The 20039-nt window shown below is 73.0% G+C and carries 15 protein-coding genes; 10 read left to right on the top strand and 5 right to left on the bottom strand.

What is annotated here, in order from left to right; genetic code table 11:
• Positions 1-287: 287 nt before the first annotated feature.
• From uvrB to IN07_RS19125, 3 genes are all read left to right on the top strand, one after another.
• The gene (gene uvrB, locus IN07_RS19135) at positions 288-2420 is read left to right on the top strand and encodes an excinuclease ABC subunit UvrB (RefSeq protein ID WP_036338742.1); all 2133 of its coding nucleotides are present in this window, start codon (positions 288-290) and stop codon (positions 2418-2420) included.
• 279 nt (positions 2421-2699) lie between these two features.
• Positions 2700-3824 (top strand): TerC family protein, encoded by a 1125-nt coding sequence (locus tag IN07_RS19130; RefSeq protein ID WP_081975550.1) that lies wholly within the window; start codon positions 2700-2702, stop codon positions 3822-3824.
• A gap of 113 nt (positions 3825-3937) precedes the next feature.
• Entirely contained in the window at positions 3938-5035 is a 1098-nt protein-coding gene (locus IN07_RS19125; protein WP_036338739.1) for a TerC family protein, read from the top strand.
• Positions 5036-5075: 40 nt separating this feature from the next.
• On the opposite strand, the gene IN07_RS19120 is transcribed toward IN07_RS19125, so the two are convergent.
• A complete protein-coding gene (locus IN07_RS19120) occupies positions 5076-6320 on the bottom strand; it encodes a metal-dependent hydrolase family protein (RefSeq protein WP_036339037.1) in 1245 nt (414 codons plus the stop codon).
• Positions 6321-6403: 83 nt separating this feature from the next.
• Between IN07_RS19120 and IN07_RS19115 the strand changes: the two genes are divergently transcribed.
• Positions 6404-7741, top strand: coding sequence for an MFS transporter (locus IN07_RS19115; protein WP_052091499.1), 1338 nt, complete (start codon positions 6404-6406; stop codon positions 7739-7741).
• Positions 7742-7788: 47 nt separating this feature from the next.
• Entirely contained in the window at positions 7789-9840 is a 2052-nt protein-coding gene (locus tag IN07_RS19110; RefSeq protein ID WP_036339033.1) for a S9 family peptidase, read from the top strand.
• A gap of 25 nt (positions 9841-9865) precedes the next feature.
• Here the strand turns inward: IN07_RS19110 and IN07_RS19105 are convergent, their stop codons facing one another.
• Together IN07_RS19105 and IN07_RS19100 are read right to left on the bottom strand one after the other, a co-directional pair.
• The gene (locus IN07_RS19105; protein ID WP_036338737.1) at positions 9866-10300 is read right to left on the bottom strand and encodes a hypothetical protein; all 435 of its coding nucleotides are present in this window, start codon (positions 10298-10300) and stop codon (positions 9866-9868) included.
• A complete protein-coding gene (locus IN07_RS19100; RefSeq protein WP_036338735.1) occupies positions 10297-10545 on the bottom strand; it encodes a hypothetical protein in 249 nt (82 codons plus the stop codon). Before IN07_RS19100 ends, IN07_RS19105 begins: the two co-directional genes overlap by 4 nt.
• Before the next feature lie 174 nt (positions 10546-10719).
• Between IN07_RS19100 and IN07_RS19095 the strand changes: the two genes are divergently transcribed.
• Positions 10720-10998 (top strand): hypothetical protein, encoded by a 279-nt coding sequence (locus IN07_RS19095; protein WP_036338732.1) that lies wholly within the window; start codon positions 10720-10722, stop codon positions 10996-10998.
• Between the two features lie 79 nt (positions 10999-11077).
• Here IN07_RS19095 and IN07_RS19090 read toward each other — a convergent pair whose 3' ends face one another.
• The gene (locus IN07_RS19090) at positions 11078-11746 is read right to left on the bottom strand and encodes an MBL fold metallo-hydrolase (protein WP_036338729.1); all 669 of its coding nucleotides are present in this window, start codon (positions 11744-11746) and stop codon (positions 11078-11080) included.
• A 47-nt stretch (positions 11747-11793) separates the two neighbouring features.
• Here IN07_RS19090 and IN07_RS19085 point away from each other — a divergent pair, with 47 nt between their 5' ends.
• The 3 genes from IN07_RS19085 (at position 11794) to IN07_RS19075 (ending at position 17305) form a co-directional block, all read left to right on the top strand.
• The gene (locus IN07_RS19085; RefSeq protein ID WP_081975549.1) at positions 11794-13248 is read left to right on the top strand and encodes an amidase; all 1455 of its coding nucleotides are present in this window, start codon (positions 11794-11796) and stop codon (positions 13246-13248) included.
• A gap of 185 nt (positions 13249-13433) precedes the next feature.
• Entirely contained in the window at positions 13434-16328 is a 2895-nt protein-coding gene (uvrA, locus tag IN07_RS19080) for an excinuclease ABC subunit UvrA (RefSeq protein WP_036338723.1), read from the top strand.
• A gap of 56 nt (positions 16329-16384) precedes the next feature.
• Entirely contained in the window at positions 16385-17305 is a 921-nt protein-coding gene (locus IN07_RS19075) for an alpha/beta fold hydrolase (RefSeq protein WP_052091498.1), read from the top strand.
• Between the two features lie 117 nt (positions 17306-17422).
• Here IN07_RS19075 and IN07_RS19070 read toward each other — a convergent pair whose 3' ends face one another.
• Positions 17423-17980 (bottom strand): hypothetical protein, encoded by a 558-nt coding sequence (locus IN07_RS19070; RefSeq protein WP_156119281.1) that lies wholly within the window; start codon positions 17978-17980, stop codon positions 17423-17425.
• A gap of 198 nt (positions 17981-18178) precedes the next feature.
• On the opposite strand from IN07_RS19070, the gene uvrC reads away from it, so the two are divergent.
• A partial coding sequence (gene uvrC, locus IN07_RS25940) for an excinuclease ABC subunit UvrC (protein WP_036338717.1) occupies positions 18179-20039 on the top strand: 1861 nt, incomplete at its 3' end.

The following is a 20039-nucleotide window of genomic DNA, read 5'->3' as shown; positions in this document are numbered from 1 at the left end:
AGGGCGTCGGCGCCCGGCTGCGGCAGTGTCTGCGCCGGGCCGGGCCGGGACCGGCAGCCCGGGCACCGCCGACCTCGCCCGGTGACCCGGGTGGCACTGGCGGCGACCGGTGCTGCTCGCTCCTGCGGGCGCTGACGCTAGGGGTACGTCGGCGTGTCGACAACTCCCCACGGCGACGGCCGGCCGATCAGTCGTCCCACGTGTCCCGTGCGGCCCATCCCGACGGGGCCGCCGGCCCGGGGCCGCTCCGGCCACTTCTGTCACAGGCCCGTCGTACCGTCGTCGGCGTGCCTGCATCCACCGACATCCGGCCCACCCAGGGGCGGTTCCGTGTCGTCAGCGAGTTCGAGCCCTCCGGCGACCAGCCCACGGCGATCAAGGCCCTCGCGGAGCGGGTCGACGCCGGTGCGCAGGACACCGTCCTGCTCGGCGCCACCGGCACCGGGAAGTCGGCCACCACCGCCTGGCTGATCGAGCAGGTGCAGCGCCCCACCCTGGTGATGGCGCCGAACAAGACGCTGGCCGCGCAGTTGGCCAACGAGTTCAGGGAGCTGATGCCCGACGCCGCGGTCGAGTACTTCGTCTCCTACTACGACTACTACCAGCCCGAGGCGTACGTCCCGCAGACCGACACCTACATCGAGAAGGACTCCTCGGTCAACGAGGAGGTCGAGCGGCTGCGGCACTCGGCGACCAACAGCCTGCTCACCCGGCGCGACGTCATCGTCGTCTCGACCGTGTCCTGCATCTACGGCCTGGGCACGCCGCAGGAGTACGTGGAACGCGCGCTCAAGGTGAAGGTGGGGGAGCAGCGCTCCCAGGAGGAGCTGCTGCGCACCCTGGTCACCGAGCAGTACACCCGCAACGACCTGGCCTTCACCCGCGGCACGTTCCGGGTCCGCGGCGACACGATCGAGATCTTCCCGGTCTACGAGGAGCTCGCCTGCCGGATCGAGATGTTCGGCGACGAGATCGAGCGGCTGTACTACCTGCACCCGCTCACCGGCGAGGTCATCCGCGAGGTCGACGAGCTCTTCGTCTTCCCTGCCACCCACTACGTGGCCGGACCTGAGCGCATGGAACGGGCGATCGGTGGCATCGAGGCGGAGCTGGAGCAGCGGCTGTCCGAGCTGGACAAGCAGGGCAAGTTGCTGGAGGCGCAGCGGCTGCGCATGCGCACCACCTACGACATCGAGATGATGCGCCAGGTCGGGTTCTGCTCCGGCATCGAGAACTACTCCCGGCACATCGACGGCCGGTCACCCGGCAGCGCCGGCGCCTGCCTGATCGACTACTTCCCCGACGACTTCCTGCTCGTCATCGACGAGTCGCACGTCACGGTGCCGCAGATCGGCGGCATGTACGAGGGCGACATGAGCCGCAAGCGCACGCTGGTCGAGCACGGCTTCCGGTTGCCCTCGGCGATGGACAACCGCCCGCTCAAGTGGGAGGAGTTCACCGACCGCATCCACCAGACCGTCTACCTGTCGGCGACCCCGGGTCACTACGAGCTCGGCCGGGTCCAGGGCGACGTCGTGGAGCAGGTGATCCGCCCGACCGGGCTGATCGACCCGGAGGTCGTGGTCAAGCCGACCAAGGGCCAGATCGACGACCTGGTCCACGAGATCCGGCTGCGCACGGAGAAGGACGAGCGGGTCCTGGTCACCACGCTGACCAAGAAGATGTCCGAGGACCTCACCGACTACCTGCTCGAGCTCGGCATCAAGGTCCGCTACCTGCACTCGGAGGTCGACACCCTGCGCCGCGTCGAGCTGCTGCGGGAGCTCCGCCAGGGTGAGTACGACGTGCTGGTCGGCATCAACCTGCTGCGCGAGGGGCTCGACCTGCCCGAGGTGTCGCTGGTGGCCATCCTCGATGCGGACAAGGAGGGCTTCCTCCGCTCGGGCACCTCGCTGATCCAGACCATCGGCCGGGCGGCGCGCAACGTCTCCGGTCAGGTGCACATGTACGCCGACAAGATCACCCCGTCGATGGCCCAGGCGATCGAGGAGACCAACCGGCGGCGCGAGAGGCAGATCGCCTACAACACCGAGCACGGTGTCGACCCGCAACCGCTGCGCAAGAAGATCGTCGACATCCTCGACGGCATCTACAAGGCCGCCGAGGACACCGAGGAGGTCACCGGCGGGGCCACGACCGAGCTGCTGGGCGGCTCGGGGCGTCAGCAGTCGCGCGGCAAGTCGCCGGTGCCCGGTCTGTCGTCGAGGAGCCGGGCGAAGGCCGGGTCGATCGACGTCCAGGGTCTGCCGCGCAACGAGCTCGCCGACATGATCACCTCGATGAACGAGCAGATGCTGGCGGCGGCCCGCGAGCTGCAGTTCGAGGTGGCAGCCAGGCTGCGCGACGAGCTGACCGAGCTGAAGAAGGAGCTGCGGCAGTTCGACGCCGCGCACGCCTGAGCCGGTGCCCAAGTCCTCGCCGTCCGCGGGCACAGGTCATCGCCGTCCGCGGGAACTCTGCGGGGCGGTCGTTCGTAGGGGACCCTGGGACCTGGACCGCCGGGGTCGGTGCGTTGCCGCGCCGGACCGGGCAGGCCCCACGTGGAGGGGAGTATCCCGCCCGCGGCAGTGTCGTCAACACGGGATCCCACGGTCCCCGGCGCTGCCGGCCGACCCGCCTGGCGGGTCGGTGGGAGAGACCTCCGGTGCTGACATGAGCCAGACGACCGGAGGAAATGCATGGACGTCCCCCTGTGGGTGTGGGGCATCACGGTGGCTGCGATCATCGGGATGCTCGTCTTCGACTTCTTCGGCCACGTGCGCACGCCGCACGCGCCGACCCTGAAGGAATCCGGCACCTGGTCGGCGGTCTACATCGCCATCGCCCTCCTGTTCGGGCTGGTGGTGCTCGTCTTCTGGGGCGGCACCTACGCCGGTGAGTACTTCGCCGGCTGGGTCACCGAGAAGAGCCTCTCGGTCGACAACCTGTTCGTCTTCGTGCTGATCATGGCCAGCTTCGCCGTACCGCGTGAGCTGCAGCAGAAGGTCCTGCTGTTCGGCATCGCCTTCGCGCTCGTGCTGCGGACGATCTTCATCTTCCTCGGGGCCGCGGCCATCGAGAACTTCAGCTGGGTCTTCTACATCTTCGGCGGCTTCCTCATCTGGACCGCGATCGCCCAGGCCCGCAGTGGCGGTCACGACGACGAGGAGGAGTTCAAGGAGAACTCGGTCCTGCGGCTGACCCGCAAGGTGCTCCCGACGACCGAGGAGTACCACTCCGACCGCCTGGTCACGAAGATCAAGGGGAAGCGGTTCATCACCCCCTTGATGATCGCGCTGATCGCCATCGGCAGCGCCGACATCCTCTTCGCCGTCGACTCGATCCCGGCGATCTTCGGTCTCACCCAGGAGACCTACCTGGTCTTCACCGCGAACGCGTTCGCCCTGCTGGGTCTGCGCCAGCTGTTCTTCCTCATCGACGGACTGCTCGACAAGCTCGTGTACCTCGCCTACGGCCTGTCGGTCATCCTCGGGTTCATCGGCATCAAGCTGCTGATCCACGCGCTGCACGAGAACACGCTGCCGTTCATCAACGGCGGCGAGCACGTCACCCTGGTCCCGGAGATCCCGACCTGGCTGTCGCTGCTGGTCATCCTGGTGACCCTGCTGGTGACCACCTGGGCGAGCCTGCGGAAGAACAAGAAGGACGCCCAGCGGCGCGCGGAGCGCGGCGCCGGGGAGCCGGGGGCCGACAGCGCCGGGCGGCACATCGGCGCACCGGGCGACCCGGGCGCCGACACGGCCGAGGCGCCGGCCGACCCGCGCGAGGTGCCGGTGAGCCGGCCGGAGTCGCGCACCGACTGAGCGCGGCGCGGGGCCGGGGGTGACGAACGTCGCCCCTGGCCCCGCGCCACAGCGGCCGGGGACACGGGTCGTCGACCGATGCACGAGGCAACGAACCCGTAGAGTGCCGGTACGTGGAGCTCCCCGTCTGGTTCGAGATCTCGACGTTCGTGGGGCTCACCGTCCTGCTGCTCGCCGACCTCGCCCTCGTCGTCCGTCGTCCGCACGAGCCCTCCGTCAAGGAGGCGACGGCGTGGGTGGTCTTCTACGTGGCCCTGGCGCTGGCCTTCGGCGGGATCGTGCTGGCGGTGACCAACGGGCAGTTCGCCACCGAGTTCTACGCCGGCTGGTTGACCGAGTACTCGCTCTCGGTCGACAACCTGTTCGTCTTCGTGATCATCATGGCCCGCTTCCGGGTGCCCCGGAAGCTCCAGCAAGAGGTCCTGATGGTCGGGATCATCATCGCGCTGGTGCTGCGAGGCCTCTTCATCCTCGCCGGCGCCGCCGTCATCGAGCGGTTCATCTGGGTCTTCTTCCTCTTCGGTGCGTTCCTCGTCTACACGGCGATCAACCTGGTCCGGCACCGCGAGGAGGACGAGGACTACGAGGAGAACGGCCTGATCCGGCGGATGCGCAAGGTCCTGCCGATGACCCAGGACTTCCACGACAGCAAGATCCGCGTCGTCCAGGACGGCAAGAAGCTGTGGACGCCGATGATCGTGGTGTTCCTGGCACTGGGCACGACCGACCTGCTGTTCGCGCTGGACAGCATCCCCGCGATCTTCGGGCTGACCCGCGAACCGTTCATCGTCTTCACCGCGAACATCTTCGCGCTGATGGGCCTCCGTCAGCTGTACTTCCTGCTCGGCGGTCTGCTCAAGCGCCTGGTCTACCTGTCCCTGGGGCTGGCCGTCATCCTGGCCTTCATCGGCGTCAAGCTGATCCTCGAGGCACTGCACGAGAACCAGTACCCCTTCGCCGGCGAGCGTGAGCCGCTGGAGAGCATCCCGGCGATCCCGACCTGGCTGTCGCTGACGGTCATCCTGGTGGTCCTGCTGGTCGCCACCGTGGCCAGCCTGATCAAGACCCGCGGCGAGGTGCCCGACGCCGAGGGTGCCGCGATCGACCCGGCCGTCACCGACACCGGTGAGCCCGGCCGGCCCGGCGCGCTGACCGAGGACGAGCAGCGCGCCCGCGCCGCCACCGGCGAGGACCCCCACCGCACCAGCTGAGCGCGGCGGCGGCCCGGCCTCCCGGGCCGCCGCCGTGTGGTCAGCGGGGCGGGATCGTCCCCGGCTCGACGGTCGAGCCGCCGACGGCGACCAGGACGCCGTCCCGCCACACCTCGCGCACCCGCCCGGCCAGGCCGGTGAGGTCGCCCGCGTCGCCGTCCAGGACCACCAGGTCGGCCCGCTTGCCGGGCTGCAGGCTGCCCAGCTCGCCGTCGACGCCCAGCAGTTCGGCGGCCGACAGCGTCGCGGCGTGCCAGGCCTGGTCCGCGGTCATCCCGCAGCCGACCATCAGGCCGAGCTCGGAGAGGTTGTCGCCGTGCGGGCCCACTCCGCTGTCGGTCCCCATCGCGACCTTAACCCCGGCCTCGACCGCCCGGCGGACGGACTCGTCGTGCACCGACTGCACCGCGCGCGCCTTCTCGATCACGGCCTCGGGCAGCGACGCCCCCGCGGCGACGGCGGTGAGCACCGCCCGGGGCGCGGCGAGGGTGGGCACCAGCCACGTCCCGTGGGTCAGCATCAGGTCGATCGCCTCGTCGTCGAGGTAGATGCCGTGCTCGATCGAGCGGATCCCGGCCCGGACGGCGGCCTTGATCCCCTCCGCGCCCTGCGCGTGCGCCATCACGTGCACTCCGGCCGCCACCGCCTCCTCGACGAGCACGTCGAGCTCGGCCGGCCGGAAGTGCGGGTGCCGCGGGTCGTCCCGGGCGGAGAGGACGCCGCCACTGGTGGCCACCTTGAGCACGTCGGCGCCGGCGCGCAGCAGCTCGCGCACGGTGCGGCGCATCTCGTCGGCGCCGTCCACGACGGTGCCCGGCCGCCCGGGGTGCGGCCCCATCAGCGGTACCTCGGCGCCGCAGACGTGCCAGCCGTCGCCGTGCCCACCCGTCTGGGACAGCATGCTGATCGCGATCTGCATCCGCGGCCCGGCGATCAGCCCGTCGCGCACGGCCTGGGCCACTCCCAGGTCGGCACCGCCGGCGTCCCGCACCGAGGTGATGCCCAGCGCCAGGGTGCGGCGGAGGTTGTGCACCGCCTCGTAGAAGCCGTAGCTGAACGGCGTCTGCAGCAGCCGCAGCATGTCGACGCCGCTGAGCATGACGTGCACGTGGCAGTCGAAGAGGCCCGGCAGCACGGTGGTGCCGGCGCAGTCGACGACCTCGTCGCCGTCCAGCCCCGTGCCGACGTCCAGGACGCGGCCGTCCTCCACGAGGACGTCGGCGCGGGCAGCGGGCCCGCCCGTGCCGTCGAACACCTGGCCACCGGCGAACACCCGTCGTGTCATCCGGGTCACACTAGCGATCCGTCAGTGGGCCGCAGGACCGTGCGGCGGGGGAGGTCGGGTCGGCGCGTGGTTGGCTCCCGGTCATGAGCCCCCCGACCGACGCCGGCCGCGTCGCCGGCCTGGTCGGGGTCCTCTTCGGGCTCGCCGGCATGGGCAGTGCTGCGGTCGCGGTCACGCTGCCGGCCATCGCCGCCGACCTCGACCTGACCACCGGCGGCGTCTCCTGGGTGATCAGCCTCTACGCGCTGATGCTGGCCGTGGCGACCGCCGTGTACGGCCGGATCGCCGACCTGGCCGGAATCCGGCTGCCGCTGGTCGTCGGCGTGGCCCTGATGACCGCCGGGGCGGTGCTCGGCGGCCTGGCCCCCAGCTACCCGGTGCTGCTGGGTGCCCGCGTCCTCCAGGGCCTCGGTGCGGCTGCGGTCCCGGTGCTCGGCATGGCGATCGTCAGCGCGCGGTACGAGGGAGCAGTGCGGACCGCCGCGCTGGGCAAGGTCGCCGGCACCGCGGCGGCGGTCAGCGCCCTGGGGCCGTTGGTCGGTGGGCTGGTCGCCGACGTCGCCAGCTGGCGGGCGGTCGTGGTGCTGCCGGCGCTCGGGTTGCTGCTGGTGCCGGTGCTGTGGCGCTCGGTCCCCGCCGTGGGCACCGGTGCCCGGCTGGACGTGCTGGGCGCGGTCCTGGTCGCCGGCACCGCCGCCGGTCTGGTGCTGCTCGTGCAGTCCCCGGCCTCCGGGGTGGTGATCGCCGCCGTCGGTGCCGCGCTGCTGGGGCTGGGCGTCCCGGCGGTCGCCGCGCAGGTGCGCCGCCGGCCGGAGGGCTTCCTGCCCACGGCCGTCCTCCGGGAGCCGGTGGTGGTCCGCAGTGCGCTGGCCGCCTCGGCCGTCCCGGCCGCCTGGTTCGCGCTGCTGATCGCCGTCCCCGCCGTGCTCGCGGGCGAGGGGTGGACGCCGCTGCACATCGGCCTGGCGCTGGTGCCCAGCGCGGTCACCGGCTTCCTCGCCCCGCGGCTCGCCGGCCCGCTGCTGGCCCGGCTCGGCCCCGCCCGGTCGCTGGCCATCTCCGGGGTCATCGCGACCGTCGCGCTGCTGGTCGCTGCGCTCGGTGCCAGCGCTGGTTCCGCCCCCGGCCTGGTGACGGCCGTCGTCCTGGTGACGGTCGCCTTCGGGCTCGGCCAGCCGGCACTGATGGCCGCGGTCGGCGGCGCCGTCCCCGACGAGGTGCGCGGCGTCGCGCTGGGCATCGCCACGCTGGTCTTCCTGGTGGGCGGCGGGGTGGGGTCGGCGGTGGTCGGCGGTGCGGGCGAGGTGCTCGGGCTGGACCGCAGTCTGCTGCTGCTCGCCGCACTGCCGCTGTTCGGTGCGCTGGGCCTGGCCCGCAGCATCCGGGCGGAACGGCGCGACCCGGGAGCGCTCACCCCTTAGCGGGGCTCACCATCTGCGCCGCCGTGCGCTGGGCTAGCGTGCCCGGCATGCGGCCGACCGACCTCTCCCTGCTGCGCGTTCCCGGTGTGCCCACGGTGTCCCCGGACGGGGCGACCGCCGTCGTCGCCGTCAGCCGGCTGGACCTGGACGCCGACGAGTACCGCAGCCAGCTGTGGACCGTCCCGACCGACGGCTCGGCGCCGGCCCGACCGCTCACCCACGGCCACCACGACTCGGCACCCGCGTTCTCCCCGGACGGCCACTGGCTGGCCTACCTGTCAGCCGAGCCGAAGGGGAAGCCGCAGCTGCACGTGCTGCCCGCCGGCGGTGGCACGGCCCGGCGGCTGACCGACCACCACCTGGGCGCCGGCACCCCCGTGTGGTCGCCGGACTCCCGCCGGCTGGCCTACACCGCGCGGGTGCCCGAGCAGGGGCGGTACGGCACCGACGAGGACGTGTCGCCGGGCGCGGAGCCTCCCCGGCTGATCACCACCCTGAAGTACCGGGCCGACGACATCGGTTTCACCAACGACCGCCGCAGTCACGTCTTCGTCGTCGACCTGCCCGCGGACACCGACGACGACGCCGTCGAGCAGCCCACGCCGTTCCAGGTCACCGGCGGCGACGTCGACGACACCGACGTGGCCTGGCGTCCGGACGGCTCCGTGCTCGCCTTCGTCTCCGCGCGGCACGAGGGCGCCGACCTGGACCTGGTCTCCGACGTGTACGTCGTCCGGCCCGACGGCAGCGGGCTGCGCCGGGTCACCGAATCCCGGTCCGCGTGCAGCCACCCGGCCTACGACCCGGACGATCCCACCGGCAGCACCATCTACCTCTCGGCGATCCCCGACCTGGGCCCGCTCGGCCGGGACTTCGTCGGCCGGAACACCACCCTGGCGCAGGTCAGCGCCGCGGGTGGCCCGGTGGTGCCGCTGCTCGACCCGGAGGAGCACGACCGCGGCGACGAGACCCCGGCGACCGTGGTGGCCGGTGGCGCCGCCCTCATCGGTGTCCAGCGCCGCGGCGCGGTCGAGCTGCTGCGGGTCCCGCTCGGCGGGGGCGAGCCCGAGGTGCTGGTCGAGGGGCAGTACACGGTGCGGGGGATGGCCGTCGGGGGCGGCGTCGTCGTCGCCACCGTCGCGCACGACCGCTCGGCGGGCGAGCTCATCGCGGTCACCCCCGGACGGCGCCGGCTGATCACCGGCTTCGGTGCGCCGCTGCAGGCCACCGGCCGGCTGCACCGGATGCGGGAGACGACGGCGACCGCCCCGGACGGCTACCCGGTGCACGGCTGGATCACCACACCGCCCGGGCCGGGGCCGCACCCGGTGCTGCTGACCGTGCACGGCGGGCCGTTCAGCCAGTACGGCTGGACGCTGTTCGACGAGACCCAGGCCTACGTCGAGGCCGGCTACGCCGTGCTGATGTGCAACCCCCGCGGGTCGTCGGGCTACGGCCAGGCGCACGGCCGGGTGATCAAGGAGCACATGGGCGAGCTGGACGCCGACGACGTGCTGGCCTTCCTCGACGCGGCGCTGACCGATCCGGGGCTGGACGCCACCCGCGTCGGGCTGATGGGCGGCTCGTACGGCGGGTTCATGACCACGCTGCTGCTCGGCCGCACCGATCGGTTCGTCGCCGGCATCAGCGAGCGGGGCTTCAACGACCCGGTGAGCTTCGTCGGCTCCTCCGACATCGGGTTCTTCTTCCCCGACGAGTACGTGGGCACCGATCCCGAGCGCGTCGCGGCGCAGTCGCCGATGGCCTCGGCGCACCGGATCACCACCCCCACGATGGTGATCCACTCGGAGGAGGACTGGCGCTGCCCGCTGGAACAGGGCACCCGGCTCTACGTGGAGCTCAAGCGCCGCGACGTCCCCACCGAGCTGCTGCTCTTCCCGGGGGAGGGGCACGAGCTGTCCCGGTCCGGCCGGCCGGAGCACCGCCGGGCGCGCCTCGAGCACGTGCTGCGCTGGTGGAGCCGCTGGCTGCCGACCCCGCAGAACAGCCCGGCGATGGGCGCGCTTCCGGCCGGGTCCGGCCCGGCCGGGCCCGACCCGGCCGAGCCGCTGACCGTGCAGGCGACCAGGGTCGACTGAGGAGCGCGCTGGTCCGCGCCCCCGCTCACCTGCGGCGGCGGACCACCGCGTAGCCGAGGGCGAGCAGCATCGCGCCCAGCGCCGTCTCGACAGCCCGGGCCCGGATGCTGGCGCGGACGATGCCGACGGCGTCCGGGCGCGCCTGCCGGGTGCCCAGCAGCGCTCCACCGAGCGACGAGTCGACGCCCGCGCCGACGGTCACGATGTGCTGCGACGGTGAGTCGAGCCGGGCGGTGAGCCCGGCATCGGCCAGCGCGCCGGCCAGCTCGGCGAGATCGGCGCGGCCGGGCCGGGTCCCGGTGCGGGCGGTGGCCGCCGCCCGCAGGCCCAGCACGAACCCGCGGACGTCGTCGGCGACCACGTGGACGTCACCGCCGGCGGCGGTGACCCGCACGGGCGCACCGTCGACCTCGATGGACAGGTCGCCCGTCACGTCGAGGCGGGCCACCTCCGGGTTCATCCCCTGCTGGCGTTCTCGGCGGTGGTGATGCGCAGCGTCCCGTTCAGCCGCCAGGTGGCGCGGGGTGCGTCCGGGCTGGTCTCCCGCGGCACCTCGACGGTCATGTCCACGAACTCGTAGTTGATCGCCGCGCCCTTGCCCGTCAGGTAGGCCCACATCTCCTTGCCCAAATCGGCGAAGCTGGTCGTCTCGTGGGACTTGATGTCGCGCTTGCCGGTCGCGATGTCGCTGTTCGACATGGTCATGGAGCTCTCCTCGCTCGGGCGGTGGCCGCAAGGACACGGCGCTTCCGGACGGGCCGCGGCGCGTTCGTCCACGGCTCCGGTTGCGCACTACCCGGTCTGGCGTCGACGACCCGGCGACCGGAGCAGGCGGCGGAGGAGGGCGGTCCGGGCCGCGAGCCGGTCTAGCGTGTCCGCATGGCGCTCATCTACCCCGTCCAGGCCGACCTCCCGGAGCCCGACGAGGACAGCGAGGCCGACTTCGACGAGCTCGCGGCGGATCTCTCCGACAACTGGCTGGTCGAGATCGCCGTGGGGGAGGACGGGGACGACGCGTGCTTCGGCCCGCTCACCGCGAGGGCGGCCTGGGACCTCGCGGTCGACCTCGACGAGCGCCGCCCCGACTGGTCGATCTCGGTGGTGCCGCTGCACGTGGCAGGGACGGCGGAGGAGCTCGTCGAGCTCTTCGAGGACTAGGGCTCTTCGAGGACGAGGGCTCTTCGAGGACGAGGGCTCTTCGATGGCCGGAACGCTTCGAGACCGGGCCCTGCGCCGGTCACCAGCCGCGGGCGCGCCACTCCGGCAGGTTCGGGCGCTCGGCGCCGATCGTCGTGTCCGCGCCGTGGCCCGGGTAGACCCAGGTGTCGTCGGGCAGCTCAGCGAACAGCCGGCTCTCCACGTCGTCGACCAGGCTGGTGAACCGGGCGGCGTCGGACTGGGTGTTGCCCACGCCGCCCGGGAACAGGCTGTCGCCGGTGAAGACGTGCGTGCCGGCGCCCTCGGGGCCGCGCCAGACCAGCGCGATGCTGCCCGGCGTGTGCCCGCGCAGGTGCACCACCGCGAGGGTCTGGTCGCCCACGGGGACGGTGTCGCCGTGGGAGACCGGGCGGGTGACCGGCACCGGCAGGTCGGCTGCGTCGGCAGGGTGCGCGACGGTCTCCGCGCCGGTCGCCTGCACCACCTCCGGGAGTGCCCGGTGGTGGTCCCAGTGGCCGTGCGTGGTCACCACCGTGCGGACGTCGGCGTCGCCGATCAGCTCCAGCAGCGCCGCCGGCTCGGCCGCCGCGTCGACCAGCAGCGACTCCCCGCTGGCCGTGCTGGTGAGCAGGTAGACGTTGTTCGCCATCTCGCTGACGGCCAGCTTCCGGATGGTCAGCCCCGGGAGCTCGCGGACGTCGGCGGGGCCACCGACCTGCACGTCCCCGGTGTACGTCTGCCCGCTCATCGCGCTCCCGTCTGAGACTGTCGGTGCCGCCGTCTAGGTTCGTCGGCATGGACGCTAGTGCAGATTCCGGGCCCTCCGGCGCGCCGGCCGCGGCGGGTTCCGGGGAGCCGACGCTCGACGGGGTGGTCGGTCTCCCGGCGACCGAGCTGGCCGCCAGGGTCCGCGCCGGTGAGCTCTCCGCGGTCGGCGTCGTCCGTGCCCATCTGCGGCACCTGGCCGCGGTGGAGGCGCGGATCGGGGCGTTCCGGGTCGTCCGCACCGGAGCCGCGCTGGCCGAGGCCGCCGCCGTCGACGCCCGTCCCGACCGGGCCCGGCTGCCGCTGGCCGGTGTCCCGATCGCGGTCAAGGACAACGTCGCGGTGGCCGGCGAGGTGGCCACGGACGGGTCGTCGGCCCACCTGCCGGCGCCGGCGAGCGCCGACCACCCGGTGGTGGCCCGGCTGCGGGCCGCGGGGGCGGTCGTCGTCGGCATCACGCGGGTGCCCGAGCTCTGCCTGTACTGCGCCACCGACGGTCCGGGCACGGTCACCCGCAACCCGTGGGACACCGCACGCTCGGCCGCCGGCTCCTCCGGGGGCAGCGCCGCCGCGGTCTCCGCCGGCGTCGTCCCGCTGGCCCAGGGCAACGACGGCATGGGCTCACTCCGACTGCCCGCCGCCGCCTGCGGGCTGGTCACCCTCAAGCCCGGCTCCGGCGTGGTCCCGGCCCAGATCGGTGCCGACAGCTGGTCCGGCATGGCGGAGAACGGTGTGCTGGCCACCACCGTCGCCGACCTGGCCGTCGGCTTCGCCGTGTTGGCCGGCACCGAGTCGGCCCAGCCGGCGGCCCCGGTCGGCCCGCTGCGGATCGCGGTGTCGACCCGGTCGCCCGTGCCCGGCGTCCGGCTGGACGCCGCCGGCCGCGCTGCGCTGGACGCCGTGGTCGCCGAACTGCGGGCCGCCGGGCACGTCGTGGTCGAGAAGGAGCCGCTGATCACCCCGGCTGCGGCGCTGGGCACCATCACCCGGTGGCTGGCCGGCGCGGACTCCGACGCCGAGGCCCTCGGGCTCGACCGCCAGGCCCTGGAGCCGCGTAGCCGCACCCACGCCCGGCTGGGCCGCTGGGTGCGCCGGGCCGGCCTCGTCCGGCCGCAGACGGCGGCGGCGTTCCGGGCCCGGATGGCCGACTTCTTCTCCGACGTCGACGTCCTGCTCAGCCCGGTCGTCTCCGGTCCGCCGCTCGCCGCCCGGCCCTGGCACGAGCGGGGCTTCCTGGCCAACATCACGGCCAACGCCCGCTGGGCGCCGTGGACGTCGGCCTGGAACGTGGCGGGTCTGCCGGCGCTCGTCCTGCCGGCCGGCCCGGGGCGGGACGGGCTGCCCAGCTCCGTCCAGTTCGTCGGCCCGGCCGGGGCCGAGACGCGGCTACTCTGGCTGGCCGGGGAGCTCGAAGACCGGCTGCCCTGGCGCCGGCACGCGCCGGTCTTCGACCCGGCCGGACGGGTCGGCGGCCCCGCCGGCTGACCGGGCAGCGTCGCCCAGCGCGGGCGGGGGAGACCCAGCCGACACCCGCGCCGGGAAGCCCGCCTGTCGGGCCACCGTTCCACTGGGCGATGCACCTCACCGGCCTCGAGCTCCGCACTGCACCACTGGTCCCCGCCGCCCCGCGAACGGACCAGCACCGAACCACTGCGACCGACAGGGATCACATGGACCGGCTCGTCGTCCGCGGCGCCCGAGAGCACAACCTCAAGGACGTCCACCTCGACCTGCCCCGCGACGCGATGATCGTGTTCACGGGGCTATCCGGCTCGGGCAAGTCCAGCCTGGCCTTCGACACGATCTTCGCCGAGGGGCAGCGCCGCTACGTCGAGTCGCTGTCGGCCTACGCCCGCCAGTTCCTCGGCCAGATGGACAAGCCCGACGTCGACTTCATCGAGGGCCTGTCCCCGGCGGTGTCGATCGACCAGAAGTCGACCAACCGCAACCCGCGGTCGACGGTCGGCACGATCACCGAGGTCTACGACTACCTGCGGCTGCTGTACGCCCGGGCCGGTCAGCCGCACTGCCCCAACTGCGGGAAGCCGATCTCGCGGCAGACGCCGCAGCAGATCGTCGACCAGGTGCTCGCCATGGAGGAGGGCACCCGGTTCCAGGTGCTGGCACCGGTCGTACGGGCGCGCAAGGGCGAGTACGTCGACCTGTTCAGCTCGCTGCAGACCCAGGGCTTCTCCCGGGTGCGGGTCGACGGCACCATCCACCCGCTGACCGAGCCGCCGACGCTCAAGAAGCAGGAGAAGCACACGATCGAGGTGATCGTCGACCGGCTGACGGTCAAGGAGAGCGCCAAGCGGCGGCTGACCGACTCGGTCGAGACCGCGCTCGGGCTCGCCGGTGGCCTGGTGGTGCTCGACTTCGTCGACCTCCCCGAGGACGACGCACACCGGGAGCGCACCTTCTCCGAGCACCTGGCCTGCATCGACGACGGGCTGTCCTTCGAGGCACTCGAGCCGCGGTCGTTCTCGTTCAACTCGCCGTTCGGCGCGTGCCCGGAGTGCACCGGCATCGGCACCCGCAAGGAGGTCGACCCCGACCTCGTCGTCCCTGACCCGGGCAAGAGCCTGGCCGAGGGCGCCATCGCCCCGTGGGCCGGCTCGATGAGCAACGAGTACTTCCAGCGGCTGCTCGGCGGGCTGGCCGACATGAACGGCTTCTCGATGAACACCCCGTGGGAGGAGCTCCCCGCGAAGGTCCAGAAGTCGGTCCTGCACGGGTCCCCGGACCAGGTCCACGTGAAGTACAAGAACCGCTACGGCCGCGAGCGCAGCTACTACGCCGCCTTCGAGGGCGTGCTGCCCTTCCTCGAGCGCCGCCACGAGAACACCGACAGCGAGTTCATGAAGGACAAGTACGAGGGCTACATGCGCGACGTGCCCTGCCCGATCTGCCACGGCACCCGGCTCAAGCCGGAGATCCTCGCCGTCAAGATGATGGGCCGGTCGATCGCCGAGGTCACCGGGCTGTCCATCGGCGAGGCCTCCGAGTGGCTCAACGCCCTGGAGCTCGGCGAGCGCGAGCGGGCCATCGCCGTCCAGGTGCTCCGGGAGATCCAGGCCCGGCTCTCCTTCCTCGTCTCCGTCGGGCTGGACTACCTGTCCCTGGACCGTCCGGCCGCCACGCTGGCCGGTGGGGAGGCGCAGCGCATCCGGCTGGCCACCCAGATCGGCTCCGGGCTGGTCGGCGTCCTCTACGTGCTCGACGAGCCGTCGATCGGACTGCACCAGCGCGACAACGTCCGGCTGATCGAGACGCTGGTCCGGCTGCGCGACATGGGCAACACGCTGATCGTCGTCGAGCACGACGAGGACACCATCAAGCAGGCCGACTGGATCGTCGACATCGGTCCCGGCGCCGGCGAGCACGGTGGCGAGGTGGTGGTCAGCGGCACCTACGAGGACCTCCTCGCCAGCGAGCGGTCGATCACCGGTGCGTACCTGTCCGGCCGCCGGGAGACCCCCATCCCGAAGATCCGGCGCGAGCGGACGCCGGGCCGGGAGCTGGTCGTCAAGGGCGCCCGGGAGAACACCCTGCGCGGGATCGACGTGGCGTTCCCGCTGGGCATGCTGGTCGCCGTCACCGGCGTCTCCGGCTCGGGCAAGTCCAGCCTGGTCAACGACATCCTCTACACGACCCTGGCCAACGAGCTGAACCGCGCGCGGATGGTGCCCGGCCGGCACCGCACCATCACCGGCCTGGACCAGCTGGACAAGGTCGTCGGCGTCGACCAGTCGCCGATCGGGCGCACCCCGCGGTCGAACCCGGCCACCTACACCGGGGTCTGGGACCACGTCCGCAAGCTGTTCGCCAGCACGTCGGAGGCGAAGGTCCGCGGCTACCAGCCCGGCCGGTTCTCCTTCAACGTCAAGGGCGGCCGGTGCGAGGCGTGCTCCGGCGACGGGACGCTGAAGATCGAGATGAACTTCCTGCCCGACGTCTACGTGCCCTGCGAGGTCTGCAAGGGCGCCCGGTTCAACCGGGAGACCCTCGAGGTGCACTACAAGGGCAAGACCGTGGCCGAGGTGCTCAACATGCCGATCGAGGAGGCCGCCGAGTTCTTCGCGGCCATCCCGGCGATCGCCCGCTACATGCGCACCCTCACCGACGTCGGCCTCGGCTACGTCCGGCTCGGCCAGCCGGCCACCACGCTCTCCGGTGGCGAGGCGCAGCGGGTCAAGCTCGCCAGCGAGCTGCAGAAGCGCTCCAACGGCCGCACGATCTACGTCCTCGACGAGCCCACCACCGGGCTGCACTTCGAGGACATCAACAAGCTGCTGCAGGTCATCCAGGGGCTGGTCGACAAGGGCAACTCGGTCATCGTCATCGAGCACAACCTCGACGTGATCAAGAGCGCCGACTGGTTGATCGACATGGGGCCGGAAGGTGGCTTCCGCGGCGGCGTGGTCGTGGCCGAGGGGCCGCCGGAGCTCGTCGCCTCGGTCCCGGAGAGCCACACCGGCAGGTTCCTCGCCAAGATCCTCGATCCGGAGGCCGTCGCGGCGGTGGCCGCAGGCCCGAAGAAGAAGGCCCGCAAGAAGGCCAGCTGACCGGTGCACGGGGCGGTTGCGGCCGCCTCGTGCGCCCCCGAACGAGAGGACCCACCGTGACGACGACGTCCGGCGACCTGCCCGTGCTCCCGCGCCCCGACGGGGTGGACGTCCCCTACCGATGCTGGCTGCCCGCCGGCGAGGTCCGGGGCACCCTGCAGCTGGTCCACGGCGCCTCCGAGCACTCCGGCCGCTACGAGCGGCTGGCCGGTGCGCTCACCGAGCGGGGCCTGGCCGTCTACGCGATGGACCTGCGCGGGCACGGCCGGACCGCCGAGGTCACCGGCCCCGGTCGGTTCGGGGTGCCCGGCGCCGACGGCGTCCTCGACGACGTCGAGGCCCTGCACCGGCTCGCCGCCGAGGAGCACCCGGGCCCGCCACGGGTGCTGCTGGGCCACTCGATGGGCTCGGTGATCGCGCTGGCCAGCGCCGAGCGGGACGGCGCGGGGCTGAGCGGGCTGGTGCTGTCCGGACCGATCGGGGTGTCGCCGGAGCTGGCCGAGACGGTGTCCGCCCTGGACGGTGCCGTGGCTGCCGGGCTGGGGGACCAGCCGCTGGACGCCCTCGGCGCCTTCAACGAGCCGTTCGAGCCGGCCCGCACCCCCTACGACTGGCTGTCCCGTGACCCGGCCGAGGTGGACGCCTACCTGGCCGACCCGCTCGCCGGCGACCAGGTGCCGCTGACCCACGGGTACGCGGCCGGGGTCTTCGGCATGTCGGTCCGCGCGGCCAGCCCGCAGGGGGTCGCCGCACTGCCCGCAGCCCTGCCGGTGCTGCTGCTGTCCGGGCAGCACGACCCGGTCGGCGGCCGGGACGCCGAGCAGGTCACCGCCCTGGCCGGGCTGCTCCGGGAACGCGGTCTGCCGGTCGACCAGCGGGTCTACCCCGAGGCGCGGCACGAGGTCTTCAACGAGACCAACCGCGACGAGGTCGTCGCCGACCTGCTCGGCTGGCTGGACGACCGTCTGGCCGGCTGAGCCCGCCGCTCCGACACCCGGCTCCGGCCCTGGAGCTGGCCGCCCCGGCCACCGGCGCCCGCCCTGGAGCTGGCGGCTCCGGTCTGACGGCAGTGCCGCCCGAGGGCGGCGCGGCGGTCAGCGCCGATCGTCGCGGACGTCGAGCAGTCGTGCGCCGACCGGCTCCGGCAGCCGGCCGGCGCCCACGGCCCCGGCGACGTCGGCCACCGCGGCCTGGGCGGCCTCCGGGCCGGCGACCGCCCAGGTGGCCCGGCGATCAGCGCCGTCGGCGCTGCAGAGCTGCACCAGCCACGGGTGCGTGCGCTCCCGCTGCCCCGTCTGCCACGCCCGCCGGGCCCACATGACCAGGCCCAGGGCGGCCGGCCCGCCGCCGGTCACCGCGAGCGCGTCGCGGAGTGCCACCGCCTCGTCCCGGAGCGGGTCCTCGCTCGCGCCGGGCGCGCCCGGGCCCTGCCAGCGCGCCGAGCGGCCCAGCACCCAACTGGCCCGCGGCAGGGCCGGGGGTGCCTCCGGCGCAGCAGCCCACGGCAGCAGCAGCCGGCCGACCGCACCGCTGTCCGGCGGCGTCGCGGGGGACGGCAGCACCCCGGCGCGGTGACAGCTGACCCGCCAGTGCCCACCCCGGCGATCGGCCACCACCACGCCGTCCCGTTCGCTGCTCGCCGTCGCACGCATGCCCACCCCGTTCGTCCCCGGTCACCGACCGGGCCACCCTGGCAGCTGCAGCCGGAGTGGTGCCGGCGTCGTCCACAGGCGAGGGCGGCGGGTGGCCCGGCCGGTCCCGTGCAGGTCAGCGGGCCGATGGGGGACACGCCCCGCGGCGGGGGTCGGGCGGCCGACGGAGTGTCGGTGTGCGGACCTAACCTGGGGGGCATGCCCGACCCGTCCACGTACCGCCCAGCGGTCGGCAGCATCCCGGAGAGCCCCGGGGTCTACAAGTTCCGCGACCCGGCCGGCCGGGTCGTCTACGTCGGCAAGGCCAAGAGCCTCCGGCAGCGGCTGAACAGCTACTTCGCCGACGTCTGGGGCCTGCACCCGCGCACCCGGCAGATGGTCACCACCGCGGCGAGCGTCGAGTGGACCGTCGTCGGCACCGAGGTCGAGGCCCTCCAGCTCGAGTACAACTGGATCAAGGAGTTCGACCCCCGGTTCAACGTCCGGTACCGGGACGACAAGAGCTACCCCAGCCTCGCCGTGACGCTGAACGAGGAGTACCCGCGGCTGCAGGTCATGCGCGGCCCCAAACGCAAGGGCGTCCGGTACTTCGGCCCCTACGCCCACGCCTGGGCGATCCGCGAGACGGTCGACACGCTCACCCGCGTCTTCCCGGCCCGCACCTGCTCCAACGGCGTCTTCAAGCGGGCGGCGCAGATCGGCCGGCCCTGCCTGCTCGGCTACATCGGCAAGTGCGCAGCGCCCTGCGTCGGCCGGGTCAGCGCCGAGGAGCACCGGGAGATCGTCGACGACTTCTGCGACTTCATGGGCGGCCGCACCGAGCAGATGATCCGCCGGCTCGAGCGGCAGATGACCGAGGCCGCCGAGGAGATGAACTACGAGCGGGCCGCCCGGCTGCGCGACGACCTCGGCGCGCTGCGCCGGGCCCTGGAGAAGCAGGCCGTCGTCCTCGGTGACGGCACCGACGCCGACGTCGTCGCCTTCGCGCAGGACGAGCTGGAGGCCGCCGTCCAGGTGTTCCACGTCCGCGGTGGCCGGGTGCGCGGCCAGCGCGGCTGGATCATCGACAAGGTCGAGGACGTCACCACCGGCCAGCTGGTCGAGCAGTTCCTGCTGCAGGTCTACGGCGGGGTGGACGAGGAGACCGGCACCGGCGAGGTGGGGGAGTCCGTGCCCCGCGAGGTGCTCGTGCCCGAGCTGCCCGACGATGCGGAGGTCTACGCCGAGCTGCTCAGCGAGCTGCGCGGCTCCCGGGTGTCGCTGCGGGTGCCGCAGCGCGGGGACAAGCGCAGCCTGATGGAGACCGTCGAGCGCAACGCCAAGGAGTCCTTCACCCGGCACCGGGTGAAGCGGGCCAGCGACCTGACCGCCCGGTCGCTGGCGCTGTCGGAGATCCAGGAGGCCCTGGACCTGCCCGAGGCGCCGCTGCGGATCGAGTGCATCGACATCTCGCACGTGCAGGGCACCAACGTCGTCGCCAGCATGGTGGTCTTCGAGGACGGCCTGGCCAAGAAGTCCGACTACCGGCGCTTCTCCGTGGCCCAGGGCACCGACGACACCGCGGCGATGGCCGAGGTCGTGCGCCGCCGGTTCGCCCGGCACCTCAAGGAGGAGCAGGACCGCCGGGACGAGCAGGGCGTCGCCGCGGAGGAAGGACGGCCGCGCCGGTTCGCCTACCCGCCCAACCTGCTGGTGGTCGACGGCGGCGCCCCGCAGGTGGCCGCGGCCAGCCGTTCGCTGGCCGAGCTGGGCATCGTCGACGTCGCCGTCTGCGGCCTGGCCAAGCGGATGGAGGAGGTCTGGCTGCCCGACGACCCCGACCCGGTCATCCTGCCGCGCACCTCCGAGGCGCTCTACCTGCTGCAGCGGGTGCGCGACGAAGCACACCGGTTCGCGATCACCTACCACCGGCAGAAGCGATCCAGCACCATGTTGGTCTCGCTCCTGGACGACGTCCCGGGGCTCGGCGACACCCGGCGGAAGGCACTGATGAAGCAGTTCGGATCCCTCAAGCGGCTGCGTGCGGCCTCGGTCGAGGACCTCACGGCAGTGCCCGGCA

The sequence above is a fragment of the Modestobacter caceresii genome (assembly GCF_000761485.1).
Taxonomy (GTDB): domain Bacteria; phylum Actinomycetota; class Actinomycetes; order Mycobacteriales; family Geodermatophilaceae; genus Modestobacter; species Modestobacter caceresii.
Note: the sequence above shows the minus strand (reverse complement) of the source record. Positions and strands in the feature narration are given on the sequence as shown.

Bases quoted from the DNA above. Each gene is read 5' to 3' on its own strand.
- IN07_RS19130 (WP_081975550.1), top strand. From the start codon at position 2,700: ATGGACGTCCCCCTGTGGGTGTGGGGCATCACGGTGGCTGCGATCATC.
- IN07_RS19110 (WP_036339033.1), top strand. From the start codon at position 7,789: ATGCGGCCGACCGACCTCTCCCTGCTGCGCGTTCCCGGTGTGCCCACG.
- uvrA (WP_036338723.1), top strand. From the start codon at position 13,434: ATGGACCGGCTCGTCGTCCGCGGCGCCCGAGAGCACAACCTCAAGGAC.
- IN07_RS19105 (WP_036338737.1), bottom strand. From the start codon at position 10,300: ATGAACCCGGAGGTGGCCCGCCTCGACGTGACGGGCGACCTGTCCATC.
- IN07_RS19100 (WP_036338735.1), bottom strand. From the start codon at position 10,545: ATGACCATGTCGAACAGCGACATCGCGACCGGCAAGCGCGACATCAAG.
- IN07_RS19085 (WP_081975549.1), top strand. From the start codon at position 11,794: ATGGACGCTAGTGCAGATTCCGGGCCCTCCGGCGCGCCGGCCGCGGCG.
- IN07_RS19090 (WP_036338729.1), bottom strand. From the start codon at position 11,746: ATGAGCGGGCAGACGTACACCGGGGACGTGCAGGTCGGTGGCCCCGCC.
- IN07_RS19115 (WP_052091499.1), top strand. From the start codon at position 6,404: ATGAGCCCCCCGACCGACGCCGGCCGCGTCGCCGGCCTGGTCGGGGTC.
- IN07_RS19070 (WP_156119281.1), bottom strand. From the start codon at position 17,980: ATGCGTGCGACGGCGAGCAGCGAACGGGACGGCGTGGTGGTGGCCGAT.
- IN07_RS19095 (WP_036338732.1), top strand. From the start codon at position 10,720: ATGGCGCTCATCTACCCCGTCCAGGCCGACCTCCCGGAGCCCGACGAG.
- IN07_RS19120 (WP_036339037.1), bottom strand. From the start codon at position 6,320: ATGACACGACGGGTGTTCGCCGGTGGCCAGGTGTTCGACGGCACGGGC.